At 37.8% G+C, this 24,005-nt stretch carries 23 protein-coding genes and 1 pseudogene; 6 read left to right on the top strand and 18 right to left on the bottom strand.

Annotated features, from left to right (window positions below; all coding sequences use genetic code 11):
• Nucleotides 1-76: 76 nt before the first annotated feature.
• From VIO64_RS13755 to VIO64_RS13735, 5 genes and pseudogenes are all read left to right on the top strand, one after another.
• Nucleotides 77-1,078, top strand: coding sequence for a DNA polymerase beta superfamily protein (locus VIO64_RS13755; protein ID WP_331919161.1), 1,002 nt, complete (start codon nucleotides 77-79; stop codon nucleotides 1,076-1,078).
• Nucleotides 1,079-1,753: 675 nt separating this feature from the next.
• Nucleotides 1,754-2,860 (top strand): annotated as a pseudogene (locus tag VIO64_RS13750) (RNA ligase RtcB family protein); the annotation flags it as partial.
• 11 nt (nucleotides 2,861-2,871) lie between these two features.
• Nucleotides 2,872-3,552, top strand: coding sequence for a peptide chain release factor H (gene prfH / locus VIO64_RS13745; protein ID WP_331919159.1), 681 nt, complete (start codon nucleotides 2,872-2,874; stop codon nucleotides 3,550-3,552).
• Nucleotides 3,552-3,728, top strand: coding sequence for a hypothetical protein (locus VIO64_RS13740; RefSeq protein ID WP_331919157.1), 177 nt, complete (start codon nucleotides 3,552-3,554; stop codon nucleotides 3,726-3,728). Before prfH ends, VIO64_RS13740 begins: the two co-directional genes overlap by 1 nt.
• A gap of 11 nt (nucleotides 3,729-3,739) precedes the next feature.
• A complete protein-coding gene (locus VIO64_RS13735; RefSeq protein ID WP_331919263.1) occupies nucleotides 3,740-4,354 on the top strand; it encodes an RtcB family protein in 615 nt (204 codons plus the stop codon).
• Between the two features lie 465 nt (nucleotides 4,355-4,819).
• Here VIO64_RS13735 and VIO64_RS13730 read toward each other — a convergent pair whose 3' ends face one another.
• The 3 genes from VIO64_RS13730 to VIO64_RS13720 form a co-directional block, all read right to left on the bottom strand.
• Entirely contained in the window at nucleotides 4,820-5,620 is an 801-nt protein-coding gene (locus VIO64_RS13730; protein WP_331919155.1) for a phosphotransferase enzyme family protein, read from the bottom strand.
• Between the two features lie 191 nt (nucleotides 5,621-5,811).
• On the bottom strand, nucleotides 5,812-6,531 hold the full coding sequence (locus VIO64_RS13725; RefSeq protein ID WP_331919153.1) for a hypothetical protein: 720 nt from the start codon (nucleotides 6,529-6,531) through the stop codon (nucleotides 5,812-5,814).
• Nucleotides 6,532-6,542: 11 nt separating this feature from the next.
• The gene (locus tag VIO64_RS13720) at nucleotides 6,543-6,767 is read right to left on the bottom strand and encodes a hypothetical protein (protein WP_331919151.1); all 225 of its coding nucleotides are present in this window, start codon (nucleotides 6,765-6,767) and stop codon (nucleotides 6,543-6,545) included.
• Nucleotides 6,768-7,996: 1,229 nt separating this feature from the next.
• Here VIO64_RS13720 and VIO64_RS13715 point away from each other — a divergent pair.
• Nucleotides 7,997-8,350, top strand: coding sequence for a DMT family protein (locus VIO64_RS13715; RefSeq protein ID WP_331919149.1), 354 nt, complete (start codon nucleotides 7,997-7,999; stop codon nucleotides 8,348-8,350).
• A gap of 10 nt (nucleotides 8,351-8,360) precedes the next feature.
• Here the strand turns inward: VIO64_RS13715 and VIO64_RS13710 are convergent, their stop codons facing one another.
• The 15 genes from VIO64_RS13710 to VIO64_RS13640 form a co-directional block, all read right to left on the bottom strand.
• On the bottom strand, nucleotides 8,361-9,290 hold the full coding sequence (locus tag VIO64_RS13710) for a GNAT family N-acetyltransferase (RefSeq protein WP_331919147.1): 930 nt from the start codon (nucleotides 9,288-9,290) through the stop codon (nucleotides 8,361-8,363).
• Nucleotides 9,291-9,437: 147 nt separating this feature from the next.
• A complete protein-coding gene (locus VIO64_RS13705) occupies nucleotides 9,438-10,580 on the bottom strand; it encodes a sodium ion-translocating decarboxylase subunit beta (protein ID WP_331919146.1) in 1,143 nt (380 codons plus the stop codon).
• Nucleotides 10,581-10,595: 15 nt separating this feature from the next.
• Nucleotides 10,596-10,997 carry a biotin/lipoyl-containing protein gene (locus VIO64_RS13700; RefSeq protein ID WP_331919145.1) on the bottom strand — a complete coding sequence of 134 codons (402 nt, stop codon included), beginning with the start codon at nucleotides 10,995-10,997 and terminating at the stop codon, nucleotides 10,596-10,598.
• Between the two features lie 30 nt (nucleotides 10,998-11,027).
• Nucleotides 11,028-11,354, bottom strand: coding sequence for an OadG family protein (locus tag VIO64_RS13695; protein WP_331919144.1), 327 nt, complete (start codon nucleotides 11,352-11,354; stop codon nucleotides 11,028-11,030).
• 13 nt (nucleotides 11,355-11,367) lie between these two features.
• Nucleotides 11,368-12,744, bottom strand: coding sequence for a pyruvate carboxylase subunit B (locus VIO64_RS13690; RefSeq protein ID WP_331919142.1), 1,377 nt, complete (start codon nucleotides 12,742-12,744; stop codon nucleotides 11,368-11,370).
• A 361-nt stretch (nucleotides 12,745-13,105) separates the two neighbouring features.
• Nucleotides 13,106-14,155, bottom strand: coding sequence for a ribosome small subunit-dependent GTPase A (gene rsgA, locus VIO64_RS13685; protein ID WP_331919140.1), 1,050 nt, complete (start codon nucleotides 14,153-14,155; stop codon nucleotides 13,106-13,108).
• Complete coding sequence (locus VIO64_RS13680) at nucleotides 14,155-14,307, bottom strand: hypothetical protein (protein ID WP_331919138.1); 153 nt, start codon at nucleotides 14,305-14,307, stop codon at nucleotides 14,155-14,157. The genes rsgA and VIO64_RS13680 overlap by 1 nt, the downstream gene beginning before the upstream one ends.
• A 478-nt stretch (nucleotides 14,308-14,785) precedes the next feature.
• The gene (locus VIO64_RS13675) at nucleotides 14,786-15,961 is read right to left on the bottom strand and encodes an endonuclease Q family protein (RefSeq protein WP_331919136.1); all 1,176 of its coding nucleotides are present in this window, start codon (nucleotides 15,959-15,961) and stop codon (nucleotides 14,786-14,788) included.
• 64 nt (nucleotides 15,962-16,025) lie between these two features.
• Nucleotides 16,026-16,562 carry an RNA 2'-phosphotransferase gene (locus tag VIO64_RS13670; RefSeq protein WP_331919134.1) on the bottom strand — a complete coding sequence of 179 codons (537 nt, stop codon included), beginning with the start codon at nucleotides 16,560-16,562 and terminating at the stop codon, nucleotides 16,026-16,028.
• A 19-nt stretch (nucleotides 16,563-16,581) separates the two neighbouring features.
• The gene (locus VIO64_RS13665) at nucleotides 16,582-18,021 is read right to left on the bottom strand and encodes a nicotinate phosphoribosyltransferase (protein ID WP_331919132.1); all 1,440 of its coding nucleotides are present in this window, start codon (nucleotides 18,019-18,021) and stop codon (nucleotides 16,582-16,584) included.
• The gene (locus VIO64_RS13660) at nucleotides 18,022-18,693 is read right to left on the bottom strand and encodes an isochorismatase family cysteine hydrolase (protein WP_331919130.1); all 672 of its coding nucleotides are present in this window, start codon (nucleotides 18,691-18,693) and stop codon (nucleotides 18,022-18,024) included. It abuts the gene before it with no gap.
• A 43-nt stretch (nucleotides 18,694-18,736) separates the two neighbouring features.
• Nucleotides 18,737-19,645, bottom strand: a complete 909-nt coding sequence (locus VIO64_RS13655) for an NUDIX hydrolase (protein ID WP_331919128.1) — start codon at nucleotides 19,643-19,645, stop codon at nucleotides 18,737-18,739.
• 137 nt (nucleotides 19,646-19,782) lie between these two features.
• Nucleotides 19,783-20,079, bottom strand: a complete 297-nt coding sequence (locus VIO64_RS13650) for a flavoprotein (RefSeq protein WP_331919126.1) — start codon at nucleotides 20,077-20,079, stop codon at nucleotides 19,783-19,785.
• Nucleotides 20,080-20,082: 3 nt separating this feature from the next.
• Nucleotides 20,083-20,955 carry a dipicolinate synthase subunit DpsA gene (gene dpsA, locus VIO64_RS13645; RefSeq protein ID WP_331919124.1) on the bottom strand — a complete coding sequence of 291 codons (873 nt, stop codon included), beginning with the start codon at nucleotides 20,953-20,955 and terminating at the stop codon, nucleotides 20,083-20,085.
• A gap of 161 nt (nucleotides 20,956-21,116) precedes the next feature.
• Nucleotides 21,117-23,855 carry a carbohydrate-binding protein gene (locus tag VIO64_RS13640; protein ID WP_331919122.1) on the bottom strand — a complete coding sequence of 913 codons (2,739 nt, stop codon included), beginning with the start codon at nucleotides 23,853-23,855 and terminating at the stop codon, nucleotides 21,117-21,119.
• Nucleotides 23,856-24,005: the final 150 nt, after the last annotated feature.

The raw sequence follows: 24,005 nt of genomic DNA, 5'->3' as shown, positions 1-24,005 counted from the left end.
TTTACTTTCTGCAATAAAATAATTGGTGCAGATATGAACGCAAAGGTTTATAATACTGTATAAAAGGAGAAAGCCCATGGATATAAATTTTATAAAAGAAAAAATCAACACAGCAGAATATGACTTCTTAAGAACCGACCCCCATCTTGGGAATAACATATTAATACTTACTACTGCCGGGTCCATTTCCTATGGTACAAATGTGGAAACAAGCGATACCGATATAAGGGGTGTCACCTTGGAAGCCAAGCAGGATATTATGGGATTATCAAGCTTTGAACAGTTTGAGGACAGGGCCACCGATACTGTCATATATGGCCTTAAGAAATTTATCGGCCTCTGTTTGAACAGCAATCCAAATGTGCTTGAAATATTGGGCACACGGGAGGATCATCTTCTTGCCATAACAAAGGAAGGCAGGCTTTTAAGGGACAACATAAACCTATTTTTATCCAAAAAAGCCATCACAAGCTTCGGCAGTTATGCAACAGCTCAGCTGAGAAGGCTTCAAAATGCTCTTGCCCGCGACAGCTATCCCCACAAGGAAAAGGAGCAGCATATTTTAAACAGTATTTTAGGCCAGATGGATCACTTAAAGAGGACCTATAAGGCCTTTACAGACAGCGAAATTCAGCTTTATATAGATAATTCCGATAAAAAAGATGTTGAAACAGAAATATTTATTGATATTAACCTAAGCCACTACCCCCTCCGTGACTTCAAGAACATATATTGCGATATGAATAACATCGTTAAGGAGTATGCAAAGCTCAATCACCGCAACAGTAAAAAGGACGAATTGCATTTAAACAAGCATGCAATGCACCTTATACGCCTTTTGGTTACTGGGACTGAGATCTTGGAGGGCAAAGGAGTAAATACATATCGAGAAAAGGAACGCGAGCTTTTTCTTGATATCCGTAAGGGAAAGTACAGCTATAGTGAAGTATTTCAAATGGTTGACGAATACGAAAAAAGATTCAAGCTTGCTGCAGCAAATACTCCCCTGCCCGATGAACCGGACTACAAGGGTGTGGAGGATTTGATGATAGAAATATACAGGGAGCTAATGTTTTGATTTCAGTTTTATTACATATATTGACTAATGTATTTGTCTTACTATATACTTAATGTGTAATTAGTTTTTATCTATATTAAAAGTGACAAATGTAAGATTAATAACGCTTTTAATCAGGTGAAAGGAGTGTTGAACATGACAACAATAAACTTAGAGGTGCTTAATATATAATTTAATACTATCACAAGGTATAAGTTATTAGGGATTCTATTAAGGATTTCTCTATTTCTTAGGCTTTTGTGGTCAACCCATATAAGTAACCGTCACCTGGTAGCAAACTGCACGATAGGTTATCGTGTTTTTTTATGTCTAGGAAATTATGGTGTATGCCACACCACAATTTCTCATGACAACATCAAGGTTGCAAAATCACTTTATGATTTTGTTAATGTCTAAAAACGAGATTTGCAAGACACAAACAAATTTGCTTGTCATATTTGATACCGTGGAAATAGGTTTACTATGCCGCGGTATTTTTATATGCTTTTTTGGTTTAAGCTGCTGTAATGCACCATCTTACCAGCAATTAACAAGGATATACATATATGGGTACCTAATTAAAGCTCAAACATAACAAAATCATGAAATGATTTTGTTATGTTTAATCATTGTCGTTAGAAATTGTGGTGTGGATACACCATAATTTCCTAGACATTAAAGAAGGAGAAACAAAAATATATGAGCAATTTTACAATTATTTCATCGCAAAAGAATTGGCTTGAATCAGATGCAATTAACCAGCTTAAAAAACTCAGCACCCTTCCTGGAGTTGTCCACACTGTAGGATTACCCGACCTTCATCCCGGCAAGACTCCTGTGGGATGCACAATAATTACAGAGGGAATGATATATCCCCATTTGGTTGGAAATGATGTAGGCTGCGGCATGGGCATTTACACAACATCCCTTGAAAAGAGAAAGGTTAAAACCGATAAGCTTGCAAAAAAACTTGATTCAATTTCCAGCCTGAAGGAAATTGACCTACCAAATGGCTTGGATTTTGAGCCTTTATCCTCCCCTCTAGGAACAAGCCTTGGAACCATAGGAGGCGGAAATCACTTTGCAGAGTTTCAGGAAACAGTTGAGATTTTCGACGAGGCAGCATTTAAAGATCTGGGTTTTGACAAAGGCCAAGTAACTCTGCTTATTCACAGCGGTTCAAGAGGATTCGGTCAGACTGTGCTAGATGAAAGCATACGGGTTTATCAGGCTCAAAAAGGCCTTACCATAGGCTCAGATGGGGCTGACAACTACCTAAAAAAGCATAATGATGCCGTAAGCTGGGCTCTTAAAAACAGGGATATGATTGCATACCGCATTTTAAAGGCTGTAGGAGCAGAGACAGAGTGTAGAAGGCTACTTGACTCCTGCCACAACAGCATAAGCATAAAGGAGCTTGAAAATAAAGGACTCTTTATTCACAGAAAAGGTGCTTCACCTTCCGACAATGGTGCTGTAATAATTCCAGGCTCTCGCGGCTCACTCTCATATCTGGTAATGCCACAAAATAATTTTGAAGCTTCGGGTTATTCATTAGCTCATGGGGCAGGACGCAAATGGGAACGCAGCCTTTGCAAGTCCAGGCTTCAAGGAAAATATACCAAAGAAAGCATAAGATGGACAGCACTAAAAAGCAAGGTAATTTGCAACGAAAACAATCTGCTTTTCGAGGAGGCACCTGAGGCATATAAAAATATAGATACTGTAATTCAAAGTCTCCTGGATTTTGAATTAATAGAAGTAATAGCAACCTTTAAACCTATACTAACCTATAAAGCATAATTGGAGGATATATGTGGATACAAATAAGTTCTGGAAGAGGCCCTGATGAATGCGAGCTGGCAGTAGGCCTTTTCCTTAAAGATTTTCAAAAAGAATGCACTGAGAAAGGCATTAATACCCAAGTTCTTGATGCAGAACTTGGAAACAAAAAAGGAAACTTCAAATCAGTTTTGGTTTCATTGCACCTTGATGAAGGTTCAGCTGAGGTAGTTCCAGTTGATGTAGTCCCAGCTGATGCATATAATAGCAGCATTATAAGCGGCACAATACTGTGGATTTGCAAAAGCCCTTACAGACCTAATCATAAAAGGAAGAACTGGTTTATAAATATTGAGGTATTAAAGCCCCCAGAAAAACTGGAATTCCAAGAAAAGGACGTAAAATTTGAGTCTATGAGAAGCTCCGGCCCCGGTGATCAAAATGTAAACAAGGTGGAAACAGCCGTAAGGGCATTCCACCTTCCAACGGGCTTTACTGTTACTGCCAGTGAGGAAAGGTCCCAATACATGAATAAAAAGCTGGCTCTCACCAGGCTTGTTGCTCTTATAAAATCTAAAAACCACGAGGGAAATGAAAACCATAAAAAAGACGCATGGATGCAGCATAACACCCTTGAAAGAGGCAACCCTGTGAGGGTCTATGAGGGTAGCAGTTTTAAATTGATCAAGAAAGATATTAATGGAGAATTTTAATGAGCTATAGTTATATTGATGGATTTACCAATACAAAAGTACCTGTTCGTTTCTTTAGGAACGAGCAGGTCAGATTTGAGAAAAATGCTTTGGAAGAGCTTAAAAACCTTTTGCTCTTATCAGATACAATTGAAAGAATCAAAGATACCTCCTTCCCTATTCAGATAAATATTTAGATCAATTTAACATATTCTGGTCTATGCTATCAAATGCTGCCAACTTCGCCTTTGCAAACAGGCTCTTTCTGGGCTTGATGGTTTACAAGGCATTAAACGGTATCTTAAATGAGTTTGACTTCAAGCTTCTTTACGACTCTCCTCACAACCTTGTATGGAAGGAAGAATTTGATGGCAAACCCTGTTTTCTTCACAGGAAAGGTGCATGTCCATCTAGAGGCATGAGTCAGATGACAGGAACTAACTTTGAATACTTTGGCGAACCTGTTTTCATTCCAGGCTCAATGGGCTCATCCAGCTTTATTCTTGCTGGGCTCGGTAACAGAGATAGCCTTTTTAGTTCTAGTCATGGTGCCGGAAGGAGCCTGTCCCGTGGCAAGGCTAAAAAGGAAAGCACCGCTCTCTTTAAGGAGTTTATAAATAGGTTTAAGGTAATAACACCAATTGATCCAAATAAGCCGGATATTAAATGTAGGCCGGATATACTGAAGAAATGGGAGGATGAGCTTAAATCTGAAGCACCCTATGCATACAAGGAGATAACCCCTATTATTAAGACACATGTTGATAATGGACTTGCAAAAGTAGTTGCACAGCTTGAGCCTATTCTTACAATAAAAGGTTAGCGGTACAGCACACCTCCAAACATAGTATTTCCTGTATAAACTTGCCATACGATGTGGTGGCTTTTGGATTTTTACTCAAAGTACACCGACCCTTTGTTCAGGGATACGGATGTATCTGCCCTAAGCAAACGTTAATTATCATTATGATTAATCCATATCAAACAGTAAAAACTGAGCATCTGATGAAATGTTAGTAACATTTTTTCTAACTCCATCCTTTACATAAATATATAATGCTCCTGGACGTTCTTCTACTAGTTGTTTCCAGCGTTTGCTTTCCATATATTTATCAAAATAAAAACAATAAAACCTTGTTTTTTATAATAACTTCCATTTATAACAGAAGTTATATAATTCCAGTTTTTTATCTGTGATAACTTCTAAGCCTCGCTATTCAGCCTGTCCATAGATGCTCGGGCTTCGCTGGATTTGGATTAGTACACAATATTATTTACAGCTTTGTTTCTAAACCCATTCATGTCCATGCATCTTTATAAATTTAATTTCATCTTGATAATGCACAAGATGCCCTTCATCTATCATCTTTTTAAATACCTCATCACCATCATTTGCCTTTATAATCAATGTATTCCACAAAGTTTCCAATCTAAACACTATTTGATCAATTAAGTCATTTCGTCGGTTCATTCCATAAGCATTTAAAAATACAGCAATTCTTTTTTTGCGGTTGTTTCCATGTTTATTGGATTTATAATTTGTTAACACATCACAGGCTGGATCATACACTAATCTACCAAGCGGAACAAATGTATATAATGTGTATGCTATATCCCATATACGTGGTCCAGGGCAAGCAGTGTCAAAGTCAATTATTCCACTAACCTTACCACCTGAAAACACTACGTTATACGGAGCACAATCATTATGACAAATAACCTCTATTGGCAAAGTGCCCGGATATGACAACATCCACTCATCATCTATATGTCTGTCAAAAGAAGCTGAAATATCGTGAAAGCTCTTTAAAATATTTGCAATATCAATAAGAACTTCATCTGTCATCATATATGCTTTTAGTCGAGGAAACTCTACTGCAGCTTCCCCATGAATAAAGGATAGTATTTCACGATTTTTTTCATCAATACCATAAAATTGGGGGGCCCATTTAAATGTGTTCTTTTCTAAATGTTTTAATAGTTTATGTATTGTAGGGCTCCAACTTTTTAAAGGCCTTCTTACAGTTTCACCAATTCGAATGACCTCATTAACATTTCCACCTGCCAAAATCATCTCATTTTCATTCACCACTTCTACCTCATAGCTATCATTTAATAAATATAAACTTTTATCCAATGGGAGATTTCCTTGTTACCTTTTTCTATATTATATTTATCCCATTGACTATGTGTTATGTATATTTTCCGGAATATTCTATATGCTGTCTGGATTATTCTATGGTACATAAATTTATTTGTATTACTGTATAGTTGCCCCTGCTACTTAATTATAATTACTGCCTCAGATTCATTTAACACAGGAAAACATTTTACATTATCACCGAATATTTCAATTCTGTACCCAACGGCATTTTTAGTCGAACGTGGCTTCCATGCCTCATATCCACTTCTTCCATCTAGACTTTTTTCTAAATAAGGACCAAATGATACACTTTTATAATAAATCTCCTCCTGTAATGCTTCAATTAATAATTTTACAGAGTCTGGTTCTCTTTGTCTTATATTCAAATGATTTTCATTCAAGGAATCATATAAGTCATTTAAATCTTTACAATCAGATTCAGCAATAAGCATCGTAATAGCAATAGAAATTCTTTTCGAGTTACTTTCATCTAAATGTTTCTTAGCATATTTCATATCTCCAAAGCCCGGTCCAAAACCAGTATGCTTTACCATCAATATAAAAGAAGAAACAATTAATAAAGCAATACAAAGTGCTATAAAAATATTCCTTACCCAACTTGTTTTTTTAGATATAATTAAGAAAGTTCCCAAAATCATAGGAGTACATAATAAACTAGCCAAAAGTATTGTGCTTGATCTAAAGTACTCAAAATATGTTGGATAATCTACATATATATAATCCAAATAGTTATAATTATAGTCCAAACATAGTACTAATGGCCCCCAAATTATTAGGAATATCCCTAGAAGAGTAGCCCCACTAATTTTAAATAATAAAATATTTTTAATCTTCAAGATAAAACCTCCTATACAAACTGGGATTGATGTCCTAGTATATACCCTGCTATTTGATTTATAACTTCATGCGGGTGACATCTCCATAATGCCAAATCGTACATTTTAAATATTTCGACTTTTTTATCTTCATTATTCAAACTTTCTTTGATTAAGAGTTCATGTATTTTTATAATAAAGTTATTTAATTCATTTTCATATCCAGTAAGTAAGTTAAATTCATTATCAGAAGCCATTCTTTCTCCTTTACATTAAGCCATATATGATTTTTAAACCCCAAAGCCATTCCTTTGCAATTCGCCATAGCCTAGGTAAGCCTTTGAAGCGACCCTCAGCTTTTCCCCAGCTCCAAACCGGACAGGCTCCTGCTTGTTACGCAGGGGTTAAAGCCCAACAAGACGTACCCCATGGACAGGGTACTTAAAATTCCCCTATAAACTATTGATTACTATAATTATAGTGAATGATCAGCTATTATTTTAGTACCTAATGCTTAAATTCTAAATCAATATTTGATCCCTTTGTCCAATCAACATAAAAAAGCAATCTATGTATGACTTATTTCTTTTTTGTAACTAAATGTCCTTTAATAAACAGAATAACGGCCAACGCAACAATAAATAATAATGCAATCACAAAAAAGCACATCATGAAACTCCTCTATACATACATAATAAAATCTCCAAAGCCCTGCCTTCAAAATCAGAACTCATAAATTTTTTATATATAATGGTAACATCAAAACAATTCCTACTGGTATCGCAAAAAAATCATTAATGATGTTGCATTCAAAACTGCCCTGAAAATTGTAAACTTTTGAACTTGAGCCAGGCAATAAACAAATATAAATACTGACCATAATTGTGAGACCACTATAACTAAAGAAAATAAATTATATATGTTTTTTGCTATGACATCTTGATTTATAATTGTTAGATTTGGGGAAAACATTTTCTCGCCGAATACAACATACTGTGGAATCCATAGTAGAAAAGTTATTACGTATGGCACATTTGACCATATAAATGCCTTAAAAATATTATAATAGCTTCCTCTGCCGCCCTAAAATTTACCTATTAACACAATTGGTACACTCAAATCTACCATTTTCTATTATACTCATCGGATATTTAGGTTTTATCAATATAGTAGCCCAAAGTTTAAACTCTTTAATCATATTTGCCCCATTTTTTGTTTTTAACCCGTGATACGATGTCACAGCTTGTGTTCAATTTCACCAAGCGTTTGCATACAAGAAGCTTTTGAGGGTTGTTAGGATAGAAACCAGGTTCACCCTCCACAAAAACCGTCTTACAATCTAGATTTTATCATCACTTTCAATTCTGCTGCAACAAATATCCATTATTATATGGATTGAATCATAATAAGGTTTGTGATATCATCTTGATTGTGGGTATTTTGTATACATAATGTAAAGCTTATAATAAACCAAGGAGTTCGTGTAATGTCACTCGTAAGTAAATACTGGCCTTTTCTACTTTTAGTTGCCTCAAATGTTTTTATGACCTTTGCCTGGTATGGCAATCTTAAATATAAAAATAATTCAATGCCGCTTTTTTATATAATTCTCTTAAGTTGGGGTATAGCCTTTTTTGAGTACTGCTTTATGATCCCTGCCAACAGGATTGCATCAAAAAATTTTGATACTGCACAGCTTAAAATTGTCCAGGAAGCAATAACCTTAGTAGTCTTTGGTTTTTTCTCGGTATTCTTTTTAAAAGAAAGCTTTAAACTTAATTATGTTTTATCCTTCATCTGCATTTTAGGTGCAGTATTCTTTGCATTCAAAAAATTCTAAGGATCAAGACTTACTCAAACTTTATTATAAAACCGATTTTTTTCCCTCTTTCAAAGCCCAGTTGGTCATAAAACTTAAGAGTTTCCTCATCTCGTCCTGACATAAGCATAACCTTATAACACCCTTTTTCCCTTGCTATATCTATTGCCTTTTTAATTAGTTTTGTTCCATACCCTTTTCTGCGATAGCCTTCATGTGTAACAACATTTTCAATAAGGCCATAAGGCCTGGCTCCTCTTGTAAGATTTTTTATGACAACAAGCACACAGGCAGCAGCAAGTACCCCTCCTGCATCCAATACAAGATAATTCTGACTTGGATCAGCTAAAATCTCCTCCCACAATTTAGTCAGTGGCCCATCCACATCAAGCTCAGTATCATCTTTATTCAAATGCTTGTATAGTATAAGCAGGTCTTGAAGTTCATCTTTAGTAGCATATCTTACTTCTTCACTGAAATTATTAATCTTACCTTTCTTTTGTATTTTCATTCTCATAGGTATATAATTTATGCCGTTGTTAACAGTTTCCTCTCCCTCATTCTCAAAACCAAGCTTATGGTATATATCAACAGCATATGGTGAAGAGTTTACCGTTACCTCATTGAGTTCCGGATCTTTTGCTATGCATATCCGTAATGCCTCATGAAGCAGCTTTCTCCCAATCCCTTTAGAGTGGAATTCCTTTTCTACAAAAAACATGCTGACATGATTATTATCCCTCATGGCCAAAATACCCGCCAGCTTTCCTTTCACAAAACCTCCCAATATAAAGAACCGTCCGCTTCCAATAAACTTTTCCAATTCTTCCGGCTTAATAAATTTTTTAAAGGTTTCAATGCCTTCTTCTTCATAGCCGGGTGCCACAAATTCACTGAAAACACTCCAGACCAAGCTGATAACCATAGGTAAATCAGCTCTATCAATAACCCTTATCTCCATAATCCCTCCAATATCACCACACTAATTTCCCACCACTTATAATATTTTACCATAAAATAAAAGATAACCCATATTGATTATCTTTTATTTTACTTAAATGCAAAATTGCAAATTATTTTGTTTTTTAATTCAATTTTATACCTAATATTAGCCAAACATGGCAAGAAGGAATCCCGCTGCAACTGCTGATCCTATAACACCTGCAACATTCGGCCCCATTGCATGCATCAATAGAAAGTTGGCGGGGTTTGCTTTTTGCCCTTCAACCTGGGACACTCTGGCTGCCATAGGTACAGCAGATACACCGGCAGAACCTATAAGCGGATTTATCTTTCCGCCTGTTATAAAGGACATGAGTTTACCCAGCAGCAATCCGCCGACTGTGCTGAACATAAAGGCCATGAGCCCTAGAGCTATAATTTTTAGCGTCTCCGGCTTTAAAAAGTTTTCAGCAACTGCAGTAGCTCCTACGGTTGTTCCTAGGAATATTGTAACAATATTTATTAGTGCATTTTGAGCTGTATTTGAAAGCCTTTCAACAACACCCGATTCTCTGAAGAGATTACCCAGCATAAGCATACCTACAAGGGGTGCAACTGCCGGAAGCAGCATTACAACCAATATGGTTACCGCAATTGGGAATATTACTCTCTCCAATTTGGACACTTCCCTAAGCTGCTCCATCTTGATTTCTCTTTCCTTTTTAGTTGTAAGTAGCCTCATAAGCGGAGGTTGGATCATAGGGATCAATGCCATGTATGAATAGGCTGCAATTGCAATCGCCGGCAAAAGCTCAGGTGCAAGCTTTGTCGTAAGGAATATTGCTGTTGGACCGTCAGCACCTCCTATAATACCTATTGATGCTGCTTCTTGGGGCGAAAATCCCAGCAATATGGCTATAACAAATGCAATATAAATACCTAGCTGTGCCGCAGCTCCCAAAAGCAAACTGGAAGGTCTGGCAATCAGCGGGCCAAAGTCAGTCATCGCACCAACTCCAAGAAAAATAAGCGAAGGATAAATCCCCTTTTTTACGCCCATATACAAATAATACAATAAACCGCCAGGCTGACCGTCACTTTCAGGACTCATAAGCCCTGCAAGGGGCAAATTAGCCAATAAAACCCCAAATGCTATGGGCAGCAGCAGCAAGGGTTCAAACTTTTTCCCTATAGCCAGGTATACCAATACACAAGCAACCGCTACCATAATGCCCTGCTGCCATGTAAAGGCTGAGAAACCTGAATCGTTCCATATCTTAACCAATGTATCAATAAATGAAAAAGACACTTTTTTCCCCCTCCTTTACGTTTTCAAAAATGCAAGAACATCACCTGTGGAAACAGAAGTGCCTTTAGCAATTGAAACAGCTGTGATTAACCCATTCTCCGGTGCAGTAATCTCATTTTCCATTTTCATAGCTTCAAGTATAAACAAAATATCTCCCTTTTTAACAGCTGCACCTGCTGATACTCTCACATCAAGGATCATGCCCGGCATTGGAGATTTAACAGGCTCCCCATCCCCTGAGGTCACCTGATTTGTAGCTGAAGTTGCTTGTGTAGGAGTCACAGGCTGTGCAGGCACTGTTGCGGGCTGTGATACATATACTTTTTCTGCCGTTTCAGTAGTTTTGACAATGGTAGCATGACCTCTTTCAACCTCAACCTCATAATTCTTTCCGTTTATGGTAACTATATATTTCATTTTATTCAACTCTCCTGTTATATTAATTCATTAATCCAATGCACGAATAGATTTAAACTGAAGCTCCGATAAAGGTATCTTCGATTCATCACTGACAATAGCCATGATCATAGCCGCAGTTTTTTCATCAACACCCATAAGCTTTAATTCTCCTGAAGTCCAGCCTGTATCGTTGTCAGCCTGCTCACCCATAACTTCCTGTGCTTTTATTTCTTCTTTAATAGCTGCAGTATTTTTGTTTGCAATAAAATTTACAGCAGCAGACTGAAGCTTAATAAAAAAGCTTAAGAATATTAAGACTGCAAATACCACACCTATCCCAAATAACGAAACCAATAAGCTGTCTGTTAAAGTCATTTGCACCCACCCTTTACACCTTTTGAATAGAATAAGAAACCCTGGTTGCTGTTTTCTCTTCTTTTTCTTTAAAGAATTTTTCAGCTATCTGAGGGAAAATTATATATGAAAGCACGTCTTCATCTGTTTTACACATACCTCTAAGCTCTTTTTTGATTTTATCGAATTCAGGAGCCAATGTGTCTGCGAACCTTTTAGTAATTGGCTTTTCATCACCCAAAACCTTTTTGACAAGTTCCGGATCTACCTCCCCGGGTGCTTTGCCGTATTCACCCCTTACATATGACTTGACTTCCTTGGAAATTGCCTTGTACCTCTCACCTAGAAGTACATTTGTAGCGGCCTGTACGCCTACCATCTGACTCATAGGTGTGACAAGGGGCGGATAACCTAGATCCTTCCTCACCCTCGGAGTTTCCTGCAAAACCTCATCCAGTCTATCCAGTGCATTTTGCTGTTTCAACTGTGCTATAAGGTTTGACAGCATTCCTCCAGGTATCTGGTAAACCAAAGCATCTGTTTCTGTACCAAGAACATATGTGTCCAGTACCCCTGATGCAATAAATTTATCCTTGACCGGCCTGAAGAAGTCATTGATTGTCTTTAACATATCACTTTTTAAGCCCGTCTGATATCCTATTTGATTCAATGCATAATTGAGTGTTTCGGTAGCCGGCTGGGAAGTTCCGCCTGAAAAAGTTGAAATAGCAGTATCAATACCGTCACATCCGGCTTCAATAGCCTTGATATAAGTGATAGGTGCAAGGCCTGTGGTAGAATGTGTATGGAGAAAAACAGGCTTTTTAACCTTGCTTTTAAGTGCCTTTATAAGGTCATAAGCTTCCTGAGGACCCATTATTCCTGCCATATCCTTGACACATATGGAATTCACACCCATACCTTCCAACTGTTTGCCAAGCTGTACATAGTTTTCAAGGTTATGAATAGGGCTTGTTGTGTAGGAGATGGTTCCTTGTGCATGCCCACCGCATTTTAGAGTCTCATCGACTGCTACTTCAATATTTCTAAAATCGTTTAGAGCATCAAAAATTCTCAGTATGTCCATCCCGTTTTTTATTGAACAGGACACAAACTTTCTTACTACATCATCCGGATAGTGCTTATATCCCAATATGTTCTGTCCCCTTAGAAGCATCTGAAGCTTTGTTTTTTTTAGCTTGGATTTCAGCTTCCTAAGCCTCTCCCAGGGATCTTCAGCGAGGTACCTCAAGCAGGAGTCAAAAGTGGCTCCTCCCCAACATTCAATAGAATAATAACCAACCTCATCCATTTTTTCAAGAATACCTTCAAAATCACTATATGGCATCCTTGTAGCTATAAGAGATTGATTCGCATCCCTTAACACCGTTTCAGTAATGTTTACTTTCATTTCCATGCCACCCCATCTAATATTATATAGTAACGCAACAATGCTAATAATTACATGATTACAAGTTAAAAACAAAATTTATATGTGATTTTGCAATCTCTCTAAACATTAAAAAAAGCCTTAATAAAAGGTTTCTTCATTGAAAATCTTAATTATAATTTGGAATGTTTTCAAGATATTCTTACCACATTATAGGTATCATAAAACTCATTTTTTGATCAAATCAAAATGCCTAAACATTTTAATTAACATTGTGATCATTATATCATAGTTTCTTATAGATAAACAAACTGTTTTGCAAATATGGTGCCTCTTACATCATATAGACACCATATTTGCAAAATAGAGTTTTAGTTTAACTTTAATGCTTCCTGAGTTCCTTCTGAAACTTTGCAAAATGCCTTCCTGCTTGTTTCTCCTTAAACCTTAACTTACCTTCCTTCTTGGCCTCAAGGTGAGCCATTTCCTTTTGGAGCTTGAGCCATGATTTCCACCTTCTCTCTTCAAGTCTACCCGATTCCAAAGCTTCCCTCACAGCACATCCCGGCTCATTTCCATGGCTGCAGTCATGAAAACGGCAAGACCCTGCTATTTCTTCAACATCCCCGAACATAATTTCCATACCTTCATCTGCTTCCCATGGAAGCAGTGATCTCATCCCTGGTGTATCCATTACAACCCCGCCGTCCGGCAATAAAAGCAGCTCCCTATGTGTTGTTGTATGCCTTCCCTTGCTGTCATCCTCCCTTATTCCCTGAGTTTTAAGCAGTTCTTCACCAGCCAGAAGGTTAACAAAAGTAGATTTGCCTACACCTGAAGATCCCAGCAGTGCTATTGTTTTTCCCTTAGTAAAGTATTTTCTGATTTCCTCAATTCCCTCTCCCGTTACACAGCTGATTGCATGAACCTCTACTCCCGGGGTAGTTTCATATACAATTGCTTTTTTGCTTTCCACATCATCACATAAGTCTGCTTTTGTAAGCACAACAACAGGTATGGCCCCGCTATCCCAGGCTGCTATCATATACCTCTCAAGCCTTTTCATATTAAAATCCCTGTTTAACGATTGTATAAGAAATACAATATCAACATTTGATGCCACAATCTGTTCTCTGACCTCTATCCCTGCTGCAGCCCTGGAAAACTTGGTTTTTCTTTTTAGTACAGTACATATGAGATTCGCTTTAGCATTATTGTCATATTGTACCAGCAGCCAGTCTCCAACAGCAATCTGCATGCCGTCACCATTTTTATTTAGCGGCCTTTGGATCAGTATTTCGCCTGAATCGGTGGCTGCCCGAAGAGTTTGACCGTAATCTGCAATTATCCTGGCCGGAAACATGCCTTGTTCCAGTTTTTCATTATATTCAGTATAAAAATATTCGTCCCATCCATAATCTATTATACTCATTAATCCAATCCATCCTTTATCATTCTCTTTTCATCCTGCCTGCGTTTCTTTTTGTTTTTCATATTGTTATCCTGTATTCTGGTTCTGGGATTTATCACCCAACTCCCGCGTATTTCCTTCATATAATCAAAAGTGTTCTTCATTTTTTTCATACTTCATCACTCCATTTTTTATAGTTTTAGCTCTTCCATAGATATAAAAATACCGCAGATGTCGACCACCTGCGGTATTTTGCCAATATTTTGTAACAATTAAAAAGCATTAACAAAATCACGAAGTGATTTTGCAACCTTGGTTGTTGTCGTGAGAAATGTGGTGCAGTATGCACCATAATTCTTAGACATAAAAAAAACACGCTACCAATTGCGTGCTGCTTATTTTTGTTACACGATTCAGGTTGCTCGAAAGAAGCTGCACAGGTAACACCAAAAAGCCTAATCCTAGACAGGCATTCGTGTCAACCTCTGCCGGTATTCAATTAGTTAAAAACCACCTCGGCATTTTTTACAGACATTAAAACAACTCCTTTCGTGTTTATTTTTATAGATTCAATCAATCTTTATTCCATACAATAATATTATATTGCTGATTCCAACCATTGTCAACGCATATCACCATATTTACCCATATTTATATCTCAATTTTGCCATATACACCACCGCCTCCGACCTCTATCCCTATTTTACCTTCCCTCGCCAGCACAATGTTTCGTGCAATGTCATCTTTCACAACCTCCGAAAGCTCTTCAAAGCTTACATCATGCAATACCTTCATTTCGCTCCCAAACCTGTCAACCAATCTGTCAATGGTTTTAGGCCCTACCTTTGGTAAAAACTCCAATGGCACCTGGTATATATATGGCGGTCTGCTATCCATTTGAGGCAAATCTCTATCTCGGATAAGCTCAAGCCTGTCCCGGACACCTACCACTACAGCATGCCTATCAGATACAGGACACTTTAAAACAGGCGGAGTACCCTCTACCACCTTTTCACAAACATCACAGAATGTACGGTGATATTTTCCAAGCAGTGGATTTAAACCGTAATTAGCGGCAATTCTTCTTCCATCCTGGTTTCTTAATGCCATTAACACCTCATTAAAGTTGGCATCCATCATCTCAAAGATGTTGTATTCCCTACCCATCTTAGGTAGAGAATGAGCATCAGAATTGCTTATAAATGTTTTTCCATCAAGCTCACTCAAGTGACTTGCCATAGCTGTGTCTGCACTTAAACCCAATTCAACCGTAAATATTTTTGCAAAAGATTTGTCGTCGAATATCTCGTGAAGCGAGCTGCAGCAATTGCCATAAAAGCTCTTATGGGGCGTAAAGGCATGAGCAGGAATCAGGAACCCTCCCATATCATCCACGATATCGAAAAGTTCCTGTCCGGTAAGCCTGCTCATCAGGCTTGAGTGTCTTATGTTTTTCATGTGCTTACTCATTTCCGCTGAAAAGGCCTTTATTTGCTTCAGTGTAGAAAAGAAACAAAGAGAATGTGCACTGCACCCGTGCCTTTCATGAGTCTCTATCTCGGCACCGGGTATTATACACTGCTTTTCCCTGTACTTAAAGCCTCCCTCAGGCTGCTCATACAGCTCTTTCCTATCAATCATTTCATCAATATCCTCAAGTACATAAGGAGAAATACAATCAACAACACCTATTATGTTGATCCCTTTTCTTAAGGAGTCATGTGCAATGTTTTCAAAGGTTAAATTATTAGCTGTTGCTTTCTTTATCTCTTTTCCGCTTGATGAACGGCCTATATGAACGTGCAGGTCAACAAAATATTTGTCCATAAACAATCCTTTTCTGTCTTAATATATATTATTGTTTACCTATCTCGCCATCTTTAATACAAAATCACACTTCAATATATTTTTTATCAATAATGTCAGCAAGCCAAATAGTTTCATTTCCGTGGTAAAACTTAACACCCTGAAGCCAGGCCTCTTTTGCATGTATTTTTAGAAGCACGGGAGCCATATCCCTTCTCTTACCCACCAGTGATGCAGTGTCTGTATCGGATGAAAGATGAACGTACTGCCTGCCTCTGGGTGACAGCCCTTCTTTCATTATGGAATCAAGAAATCGCCTTGCTGTTCCATGATACAGTATTTCCGGTGGTTCCTCAGGTTCCTTTATTATTTTTTGGGGTATTGAATGCCCATAAAGAGCCCTAATCTTTCCATCCCTTATCTCAAATCGTTTTTTATCCGACACTTCCATAGACTTTGCTATGTCTTCAAGGGTAACATGCTTCCATTTCCTATCTTCTCTTAATGATGCAATAAGCTGCTGTACATCTACTGCTCCGTTTTCATCCATTTCCAGTTCATACTCCCAAGGTGCATGCCTTAAAGCGTACGAAATTTCCTTACTTAACCCAACATAATTCATTTTTATACCTTCTCTCTAATCAAACCGAATACTCTTCGAGAAGTCTTTGCTTCATTTCCCATAAAGGCTTTGACAAGTCCACATAGTACTTGTGAGGGTTCTCAAACCTTTTCACCTCATCCCAAAGGGTATCCACCTGTTCTTTACAATATTCCTTTATATCTTTTAATTTGGGGCTTTCATACACACATACCCCTTTATCAAATATCTTCACCAGAAGCTTTTCAGCTCTAAAACTGGTAACTATTTTCCTTTTCCATGTGTATTCAGGGTCAAACAATTCGTAGGGCATATTCTCATCTATTGTTTCATCTACGCCGGTTAATACATCGGCAATAGCCTTTCCAGTATCTTTGTCAAACAGCCTCCATGTATGTTTAAACCCTGGATTGGTGATTTTGCCTACATTTTCACTAAGCTTTATCTTTGGCTGGATTTTACCGTTATCATCTACGGCTACAAGCTTATATACTCCACCAAAAACCGGCTCCGACTTTGACGTTATAAGCCTTTCGCCCACTCCAAAAAGGTCCACCTGTGCCCCTTGCAACAAAATATCTCTTATAATGTACTCGTCAAGTGAATTGGAGGCCACAATCCTGCAATCTTGGAATCCCGCTGCATCAAGCATCTTCCTAGCTTCCTTTGATAAGTATGTGATATCTCCCGAGTCTATTCTGACGCCTTTAGGCCTAAAGCCCTTTGGAACAACCTCTTCATTAAATACCTTTATTGCATTTGGTATACCTGACTTTAACACGTTGTATGTGTCAACAAGGAATGTACAGCTGCCAGGATATGTCCTTGCATATGCCCTAAAAGCTTCCAGTTCACTTGGGAACATCTGAATCCAACTGTGAGCCATTGTTCCTATTACAGGTATGTCAAACTCACTTTCTCCTATGGTGCATGCAGTTCCTACACATCCGCCGATATACGCAGCCCTTGCCCCATAGATTGCACCGTCATAACCCTGAGCCCTTCTTGCACCAAACTCCATTACATCCCTGCCGCCCGCAGCCCTAACAATTCTATTGGCCTTTGTTGCTATGAGGCTTTGGTGGTTTATTGTAAGAAGCACCATTGTCTCGATGAATTGTGCCTCTATTACAGGGCCTCTTACTGTTATAATGGGCTCATTGGGAAATATGGGAGTTCCTTCAGGTATGGCCCATACATCACAGCTGAATTTAAAGTTTTTTAGATACTGAAGGAACTGTTCGTTAAAGAGCTTCTTGCTCCTTAAGTAATCTATATCCTTTTCTTCAAACCTGAGATTTTTTATATATTCTATCAGCTGCTGAACACCTGCCATAATGGCAAAACCGCCGTTATCTGGGATCTTGCGGAAAAACATATCAAAGTAAGCGATTTTATCCTTTAATCCGTTTTCAAAATAACCGTTTGCCATTGTAAGCTCATAGAAATCAGTCAGCATGGTCAAATTCATTTTATTCATTTATTCTACACCTCCTACAATTTCCACCCCGTTTGTTGCCATGTTGTAAAGTGCTACTGCCTGCATCAAATCGCCGTTATGCATACCCAAATCGTAAGTTTCAACTGCGTTGATTGGGACGATAACTCTTGTCTTCATGTTTTGCCTGTTGAACCATGTTTTTAATGTTGTGGCAAACTGTTGTACACAAATGTCGGTACAATCTCCGGTAACTATGAATGTATCAATATTTTGATTTTCATTCAGCCAACTTTGGAATTCCTCTTCAATAAACCCATTTGTAGAATTCTTGGGAATAAGCTTGTAACCGCCTACACTTTTTAGTTCATCGACAATTTCCCATTCACTTGTACCTTCCATGCAGTGAGCAGGGTATGCATCAAACTCAGGCGAAGCATCAGTGTGGCAATCAGCAAACGCAATCTTTTTAATTCCCAAATCATCACACATTCTCGACAGTTTTTCTATCTCAGGAATCACACCTTCTACCCTTGGACTTTGCAGTGCACCCTCCCTAACAAAACCGTTGATCATATCCACAATTACAAGAACGGTATTATCTTTGTGTAAGTCATTAATTCTCACACTAGGAAGTTTTATCAGCATATCATATATTTCACCAAGAGTTTCAGCACTTTTTTTCAAAAAGTCGTTTTTATTTATTTTGTTCATTACATTCCTCTCCCTTCATCCATTTGATAACAATAAACAAATATTAAATGTTTCCCATCCACTCGGTATTATACCTAAAAAGTTTTGAAGGCCTGTGACCCGCATCCTTTGTATATTCATCAGTTTCGATCACCATATCCGATATTTTTCTTCTGAAATTGGCCTTAAGAAGTTCTGTATCCAAAATAACTTCATAAACTTGCTGCAGCTCAGTCAGTGTAAATTTTTCAGGCATTAGGTTAAATGCAATGTTGGTGTACTCAATTTTGTTCCTAAGCCTTTCAATAGCATACTGAATTATTTTGGGGTGATCAAAGGCTATACCTTGGGATTCAACTACTTCACTATCAACTTTTATTATTTTTCCCTCAACAGTTATAATCGTCTTTACCACTGCAGATAAGGTTTCCTCATCGCTGGTCAAACTCAGCCTGTTCAACTTTTCGACTACATATCCATTTTCTGTGACGGTCCTTTGCTCCTGATAAACTTTGCTCGACACGGTAAACCACTTGGCATCATCAGCATCATCGCTGGCCTTTATTTGTAGGGTTTTACTATCTAGCAGCGAAATATATGCAACGCTTATAACTCTTGTACGCGGATCTCTTCCTACATCCCCCCAGGTATAAAGCTGCTCCATATATATATTGTCAATATTGGTTTCCTCTTTAAGCTCTCTTAATGCTCCTTCATGAAGGCTCTCATCCATTTTTATAAAGCCACCCGGAAGTGCCCATTGACCAATTGAAGGATGGTCACCTCTTTTTATCATCAGAAGTCTTAAAACCTTTTCCGGAAGCTTCCTGTAGTTTTCCTTTTCCTCATCAGTAACTGTAAAAACCAGCATATCAACTGTAACCGAAGGTCTTTCATATTTACCTGCATCGTAACTGTCTAAAAACTGTTCTTCTGTAAGTCCCTCTTTATTACGCACCTTATCTTTACCCATTAATATCACCTTTTAAATATTTATTTAATGTTATTATCACTTTGTTAATATCATTATATTACTCTTCATATAAAATTGTCAATCTTTTTAATTAAATTTTAAAGATTAAATTATTTATGGCATTTAATTTTTTGCACTTAATGTGTATTCCCTGTACACGGAGCAATAACCAAAACATCCAAATAGCCTTTTGGTCCTATCGGTTCAGCCTCCTTAATTGTAGTAATGGAATCCTTACCCGTAGCAGCCTTTAACTTGTCTTTCAGGTCCTTTGCCGTACCGAATCTTGTGTCAGTCTGATCTACAATACTTGATAATATAGGAAAAACTTCTGCTCCTTCTGCAACCATTTTTTCTATTTCAGGAACAATTTTTCCAATAGTACAAAAAGACCCCGTCATTGCAAGGCCAATTTTTATTCCTTGAAGCAACATATCCTATACCCCCAACTCGCCTATGATATTGAAAATAGTCTCTTTTATAAACTTAGCAGCAGTAATGGGGGCAACCTTACCAGGAAGAGATAAAGCCCAAATAGCTTTCACACCGCTTTCCTTTGCCTTATCAAAGTCCACTCCCCCAGGCTTAGAGGCTAAATCTATGATTAAACAGTCTTTATTTACAAGCTTTAACTTATTTTCATCAAGAACAATGCTTGGAATAGTGTTGAAAATTGCATCCGCCTGAGGAATAGCATTATCTAAATCCTTCAATAACACAGGTTTATAGCCATAGCTTTTAATCCAGGCTATATCCGAGTATTTTCTTGCCTCAACATATACATTTGCACCAAGTCCAGCAAGCATTTTTGCAAGTATTTTACCAATTCTTCCAAATCCAAGTATTACACACATGCTGTCATGAAGGGTTATAGGCATTTCCTCCATAGCAATTTGTATTGCTCCTTCTGCAGTCGGTATAGCATTTAGAACAGCCATATCCTCCCTTTCAATAATGTCAATGGTATTAACATTATAGATTTCAGCAAGATGCTGCACTTTTTCGCTTATTTTTCCTGCAATAAATACCTGGTTTTTTTTCATTGTCTGAAAGACTTCGTTTATGTATATTTTTCCCTGATGAAAAGGTGCATTAATAGTTTCGTTGTCATTCGAAAAAGGAAGAGGTCCTATTACAAAGTCTGATTCCCCTATAGCTGTATTCATGTCCGGGCTTTCGGATAGTCCTGTATTAAAGCTTGCATTATTAAAACCATATATGTTAACCTTGTAACCTTCTTGTGCAATTAAATTAGCAAGTTTAATGCTCCTAATATCCCCTCCGATAACGGTGAATTTTGAGTTGCCCATTTTTATCCCCCTGTGGTATTATGGTGACTAGTATATGTTATGTGACTTATGAGGTTTAAGTGCTTGTACTTGTGAGAAACCTCCAAACTAAAAAGGACCGCATTCAATGCAGCCCCTTTATTATTCACAACACTAATATACCTTTATTATGTTCCTTTAATTCATTTATAATTATGTAATGTCATTCCAAAATACCTGGCAATAATCACTATATCCGCCATATTTATTGCCCCATCCTGATTTATATCACATCCATCAATATAAGCAGCATCGCCTTTTACACTGTTGAATACCTTAGCCATTGCAACAATATCCGACATGTTTATGGAGTTATCCTTTACAATATCACCGGGCCAAATTTCCAATGGCTTATCCTGAGTCGTTATCTGAGTGACATTATCAGTAATTGCAACATTGCTAACCTCCCTTAATAGATAACCGTCTTTGCTAATCTTAAGTGAAACCGGTTCACTGCTATTTACGCCAATCTCAAAATAGCCTTCTCTATCAGTTAGAGTATACACCTCTGTCCCTGTTATCTCCACCTTAAATCCTTCATATATTAGTGAATTTGTTGTATCAAATCCCGGCTTGATATACCCGCATATCTTCTTATCAGAATTTGTGTCCAATACTTCACTTTGAGCAGGTTCAGGCTTATTTAGTCTGGAAAGTTTAAACCAATCAAAGTTGAATCTGCCTTCGCCTTTAAAAATGATATAGACATCCTTTGGTTTAAAATCAGCATTTATACGATTCAATAGGAATGCCTGCTCACAAAAACCCGATACACCAGTGTTTTTAAGCTCAATAGTACCTAAAACAGGACCATCAAGGCTATCCATCCTGATTTCAAGCTTGCCGTTCTTTGCATCATCCCCTTCAGAAGCTGCATTTACCGAGAAGATATCCATGCTGTCATATCCGGAATAACCGCTAAGTAATACACCTTTTATTACCGCATAGTCCCCGTCATCACAGGAGCTTATGTACCCACCTTCTTGTACTGCTCCTACAAGGCTGCAGTCTTCAGCTTCCACCTTTACAGGGCTTGAAAATCCTCCCGGTGCTGTGGGATGAGGCGTCGGTACGTAGGGCAGCTTTTTGAAAGATATGGCATCAGCTATGCATTTACCCTCAGACACAGACCTTACAATTACTGTAATCCAACTATCCTTAGCATACGATATAAACTTTCCGTAGTCTTTCTTTAAGATAAAATCACCTTTTGTACCCGCATTGTAAAAACTATCAATATATCTTTCATTATAAAAAACGGTGTATTTTGTAAAAGCATTTACAAAATCATCGGGAATTAATGCCTTAATCTCATAATAACCAGTCTCCGGGACTTTAAATCTCCACATGGCGGTACTTCCTATCTTTGTCGTTGACTTGTAGGATCCATTGGTACCGCCTTCTTCCTCCTGCCAATCACCTTTCTGTGAGTATCCGGTTGACGAGTTATCGATGACTGTTATGTCCGTGGGTGTAGGGCTTGGAGTAGTAGTTGGCTCAGTCGGGGTAGTAGTCGACCTAGTTGGGGTGGGTGTTGGAGGTGATTTCACCGATGCACCGATCTCAGTATACACAGCATTATAACGATTATCTCCTAAATACCAGGCTTTAATAATATCACTCCTATCATAATGCATGGATTGGGGTGTATAATCAAACATAGCAACACCCAAACTGTCTGTTACTGCAAGTGTATTTATCCCCCAAAAATCACCCGCCTTATCAATGTTGATTATTTGCCCTGCAATAGGATTTCCTGACATATCCGTTAACTGGAAGCCTATTTTCCCAGGACTTCCATAGATATCAAGCACTTTTTCATTCATTCCATAGACATAGCCGGTGCTCGAACTTATTGGGGTCAGCTTTACAGGTAAACCCTGGATTTGTTTATAATTACTAAAACCTGTAATCTTAAACCAATCATATCGTCCGCTGCAATCACCTTTAAACACCAGATATATATTGCAGTTTGCACCATTGGTAGGGATCAGACTGGTATTTTGCTCATAAAAACACGACACATTCCTTCCTGTATTCTTTAGCTGAAGAGTGCCCAAGAGGGTCCCTGTTTCACTGTCTTTTCTAACCTCAATCTCACCACCTGCTGCATTTGGTTCTAATGATATGCCGGCACTGAAAATATCATTTGGAATGTGACCGCAGCCAAAGGTTACATTGGGAATAAGTATACTCCCGCCTTTACTTCCAGCGTAAATATATTTATCTTCCCTAGTAAAATCACCTTTAAACATGCTCTCCTCTGCTTCTACAAACGCAGGTATCGCACGGGCACATGGAGATGGAGTTACAATTGGTTTTATGGTCGGTGTTGCAGTAGGCTCAACTTTTTTAATAAAGTCTATCTTATCTGCCACATGATTATTTGGGGATGTAACCACAAGATATACCTTCACTGCAGCCCCTTTATTCAGATAATAATTGCATTTAGCTACACCAATGGTCTGATTTGCATAAAAACTATCTTGAAGATCTCCTACATTTATTATGTATTTGGCAATTGTAGTATAGGTATCCTTAATCGGATAGGAAATAACAACATCATAATAACCTGATTCCTGAGCTATAAAAGTCCAGGATGCACTGCTTCCGATCTTACTGCTGATCCTGCAGCCTCCCCTATTTCCCTCGTTTAAATCAGTCCATGTTCCAGTTTCATAATACCTTGTTATTCCCTGTCCAGATGATATTTCACGGTCAGCTGTAAATACGGTATCACTTATGGCAGGTGTTGGTGTTGCGGTATCGGTAACAGAATCTGCATAAACTTTCTCCGGTAAGTTAGGTGATAAATTAATAATCGAAATAGATACCACGTAAATAATGACCAACATAAAAATAGTAGTTCTTCTGTTCTTCATAGGCAAACCCTCCTAAATAAATTTAATCGTTATAAAGCACAATTGTAAACTTAGATGTACATATATCTTTATGTTTTGCAACAATTACCTTACACACAGTAATATTGCAAACATTTTCCTTTTCCTATATATCATTATATTTGAATAAAA

The organism is Pseudobacteroides sp. (assembly GCF_036567765.1).
In the GTDB taxonomy this organism is placed as follows: Bacteria; Bacillota; Clostridia; order Acetivibrionales; family DSM-2933; genus Pseudobacteroides.
The sequence above is the reverse complement of the archived record's forward strand: the minus strand, read 5'-3'. Positions and strand labels throughout refer to the sequence as shown.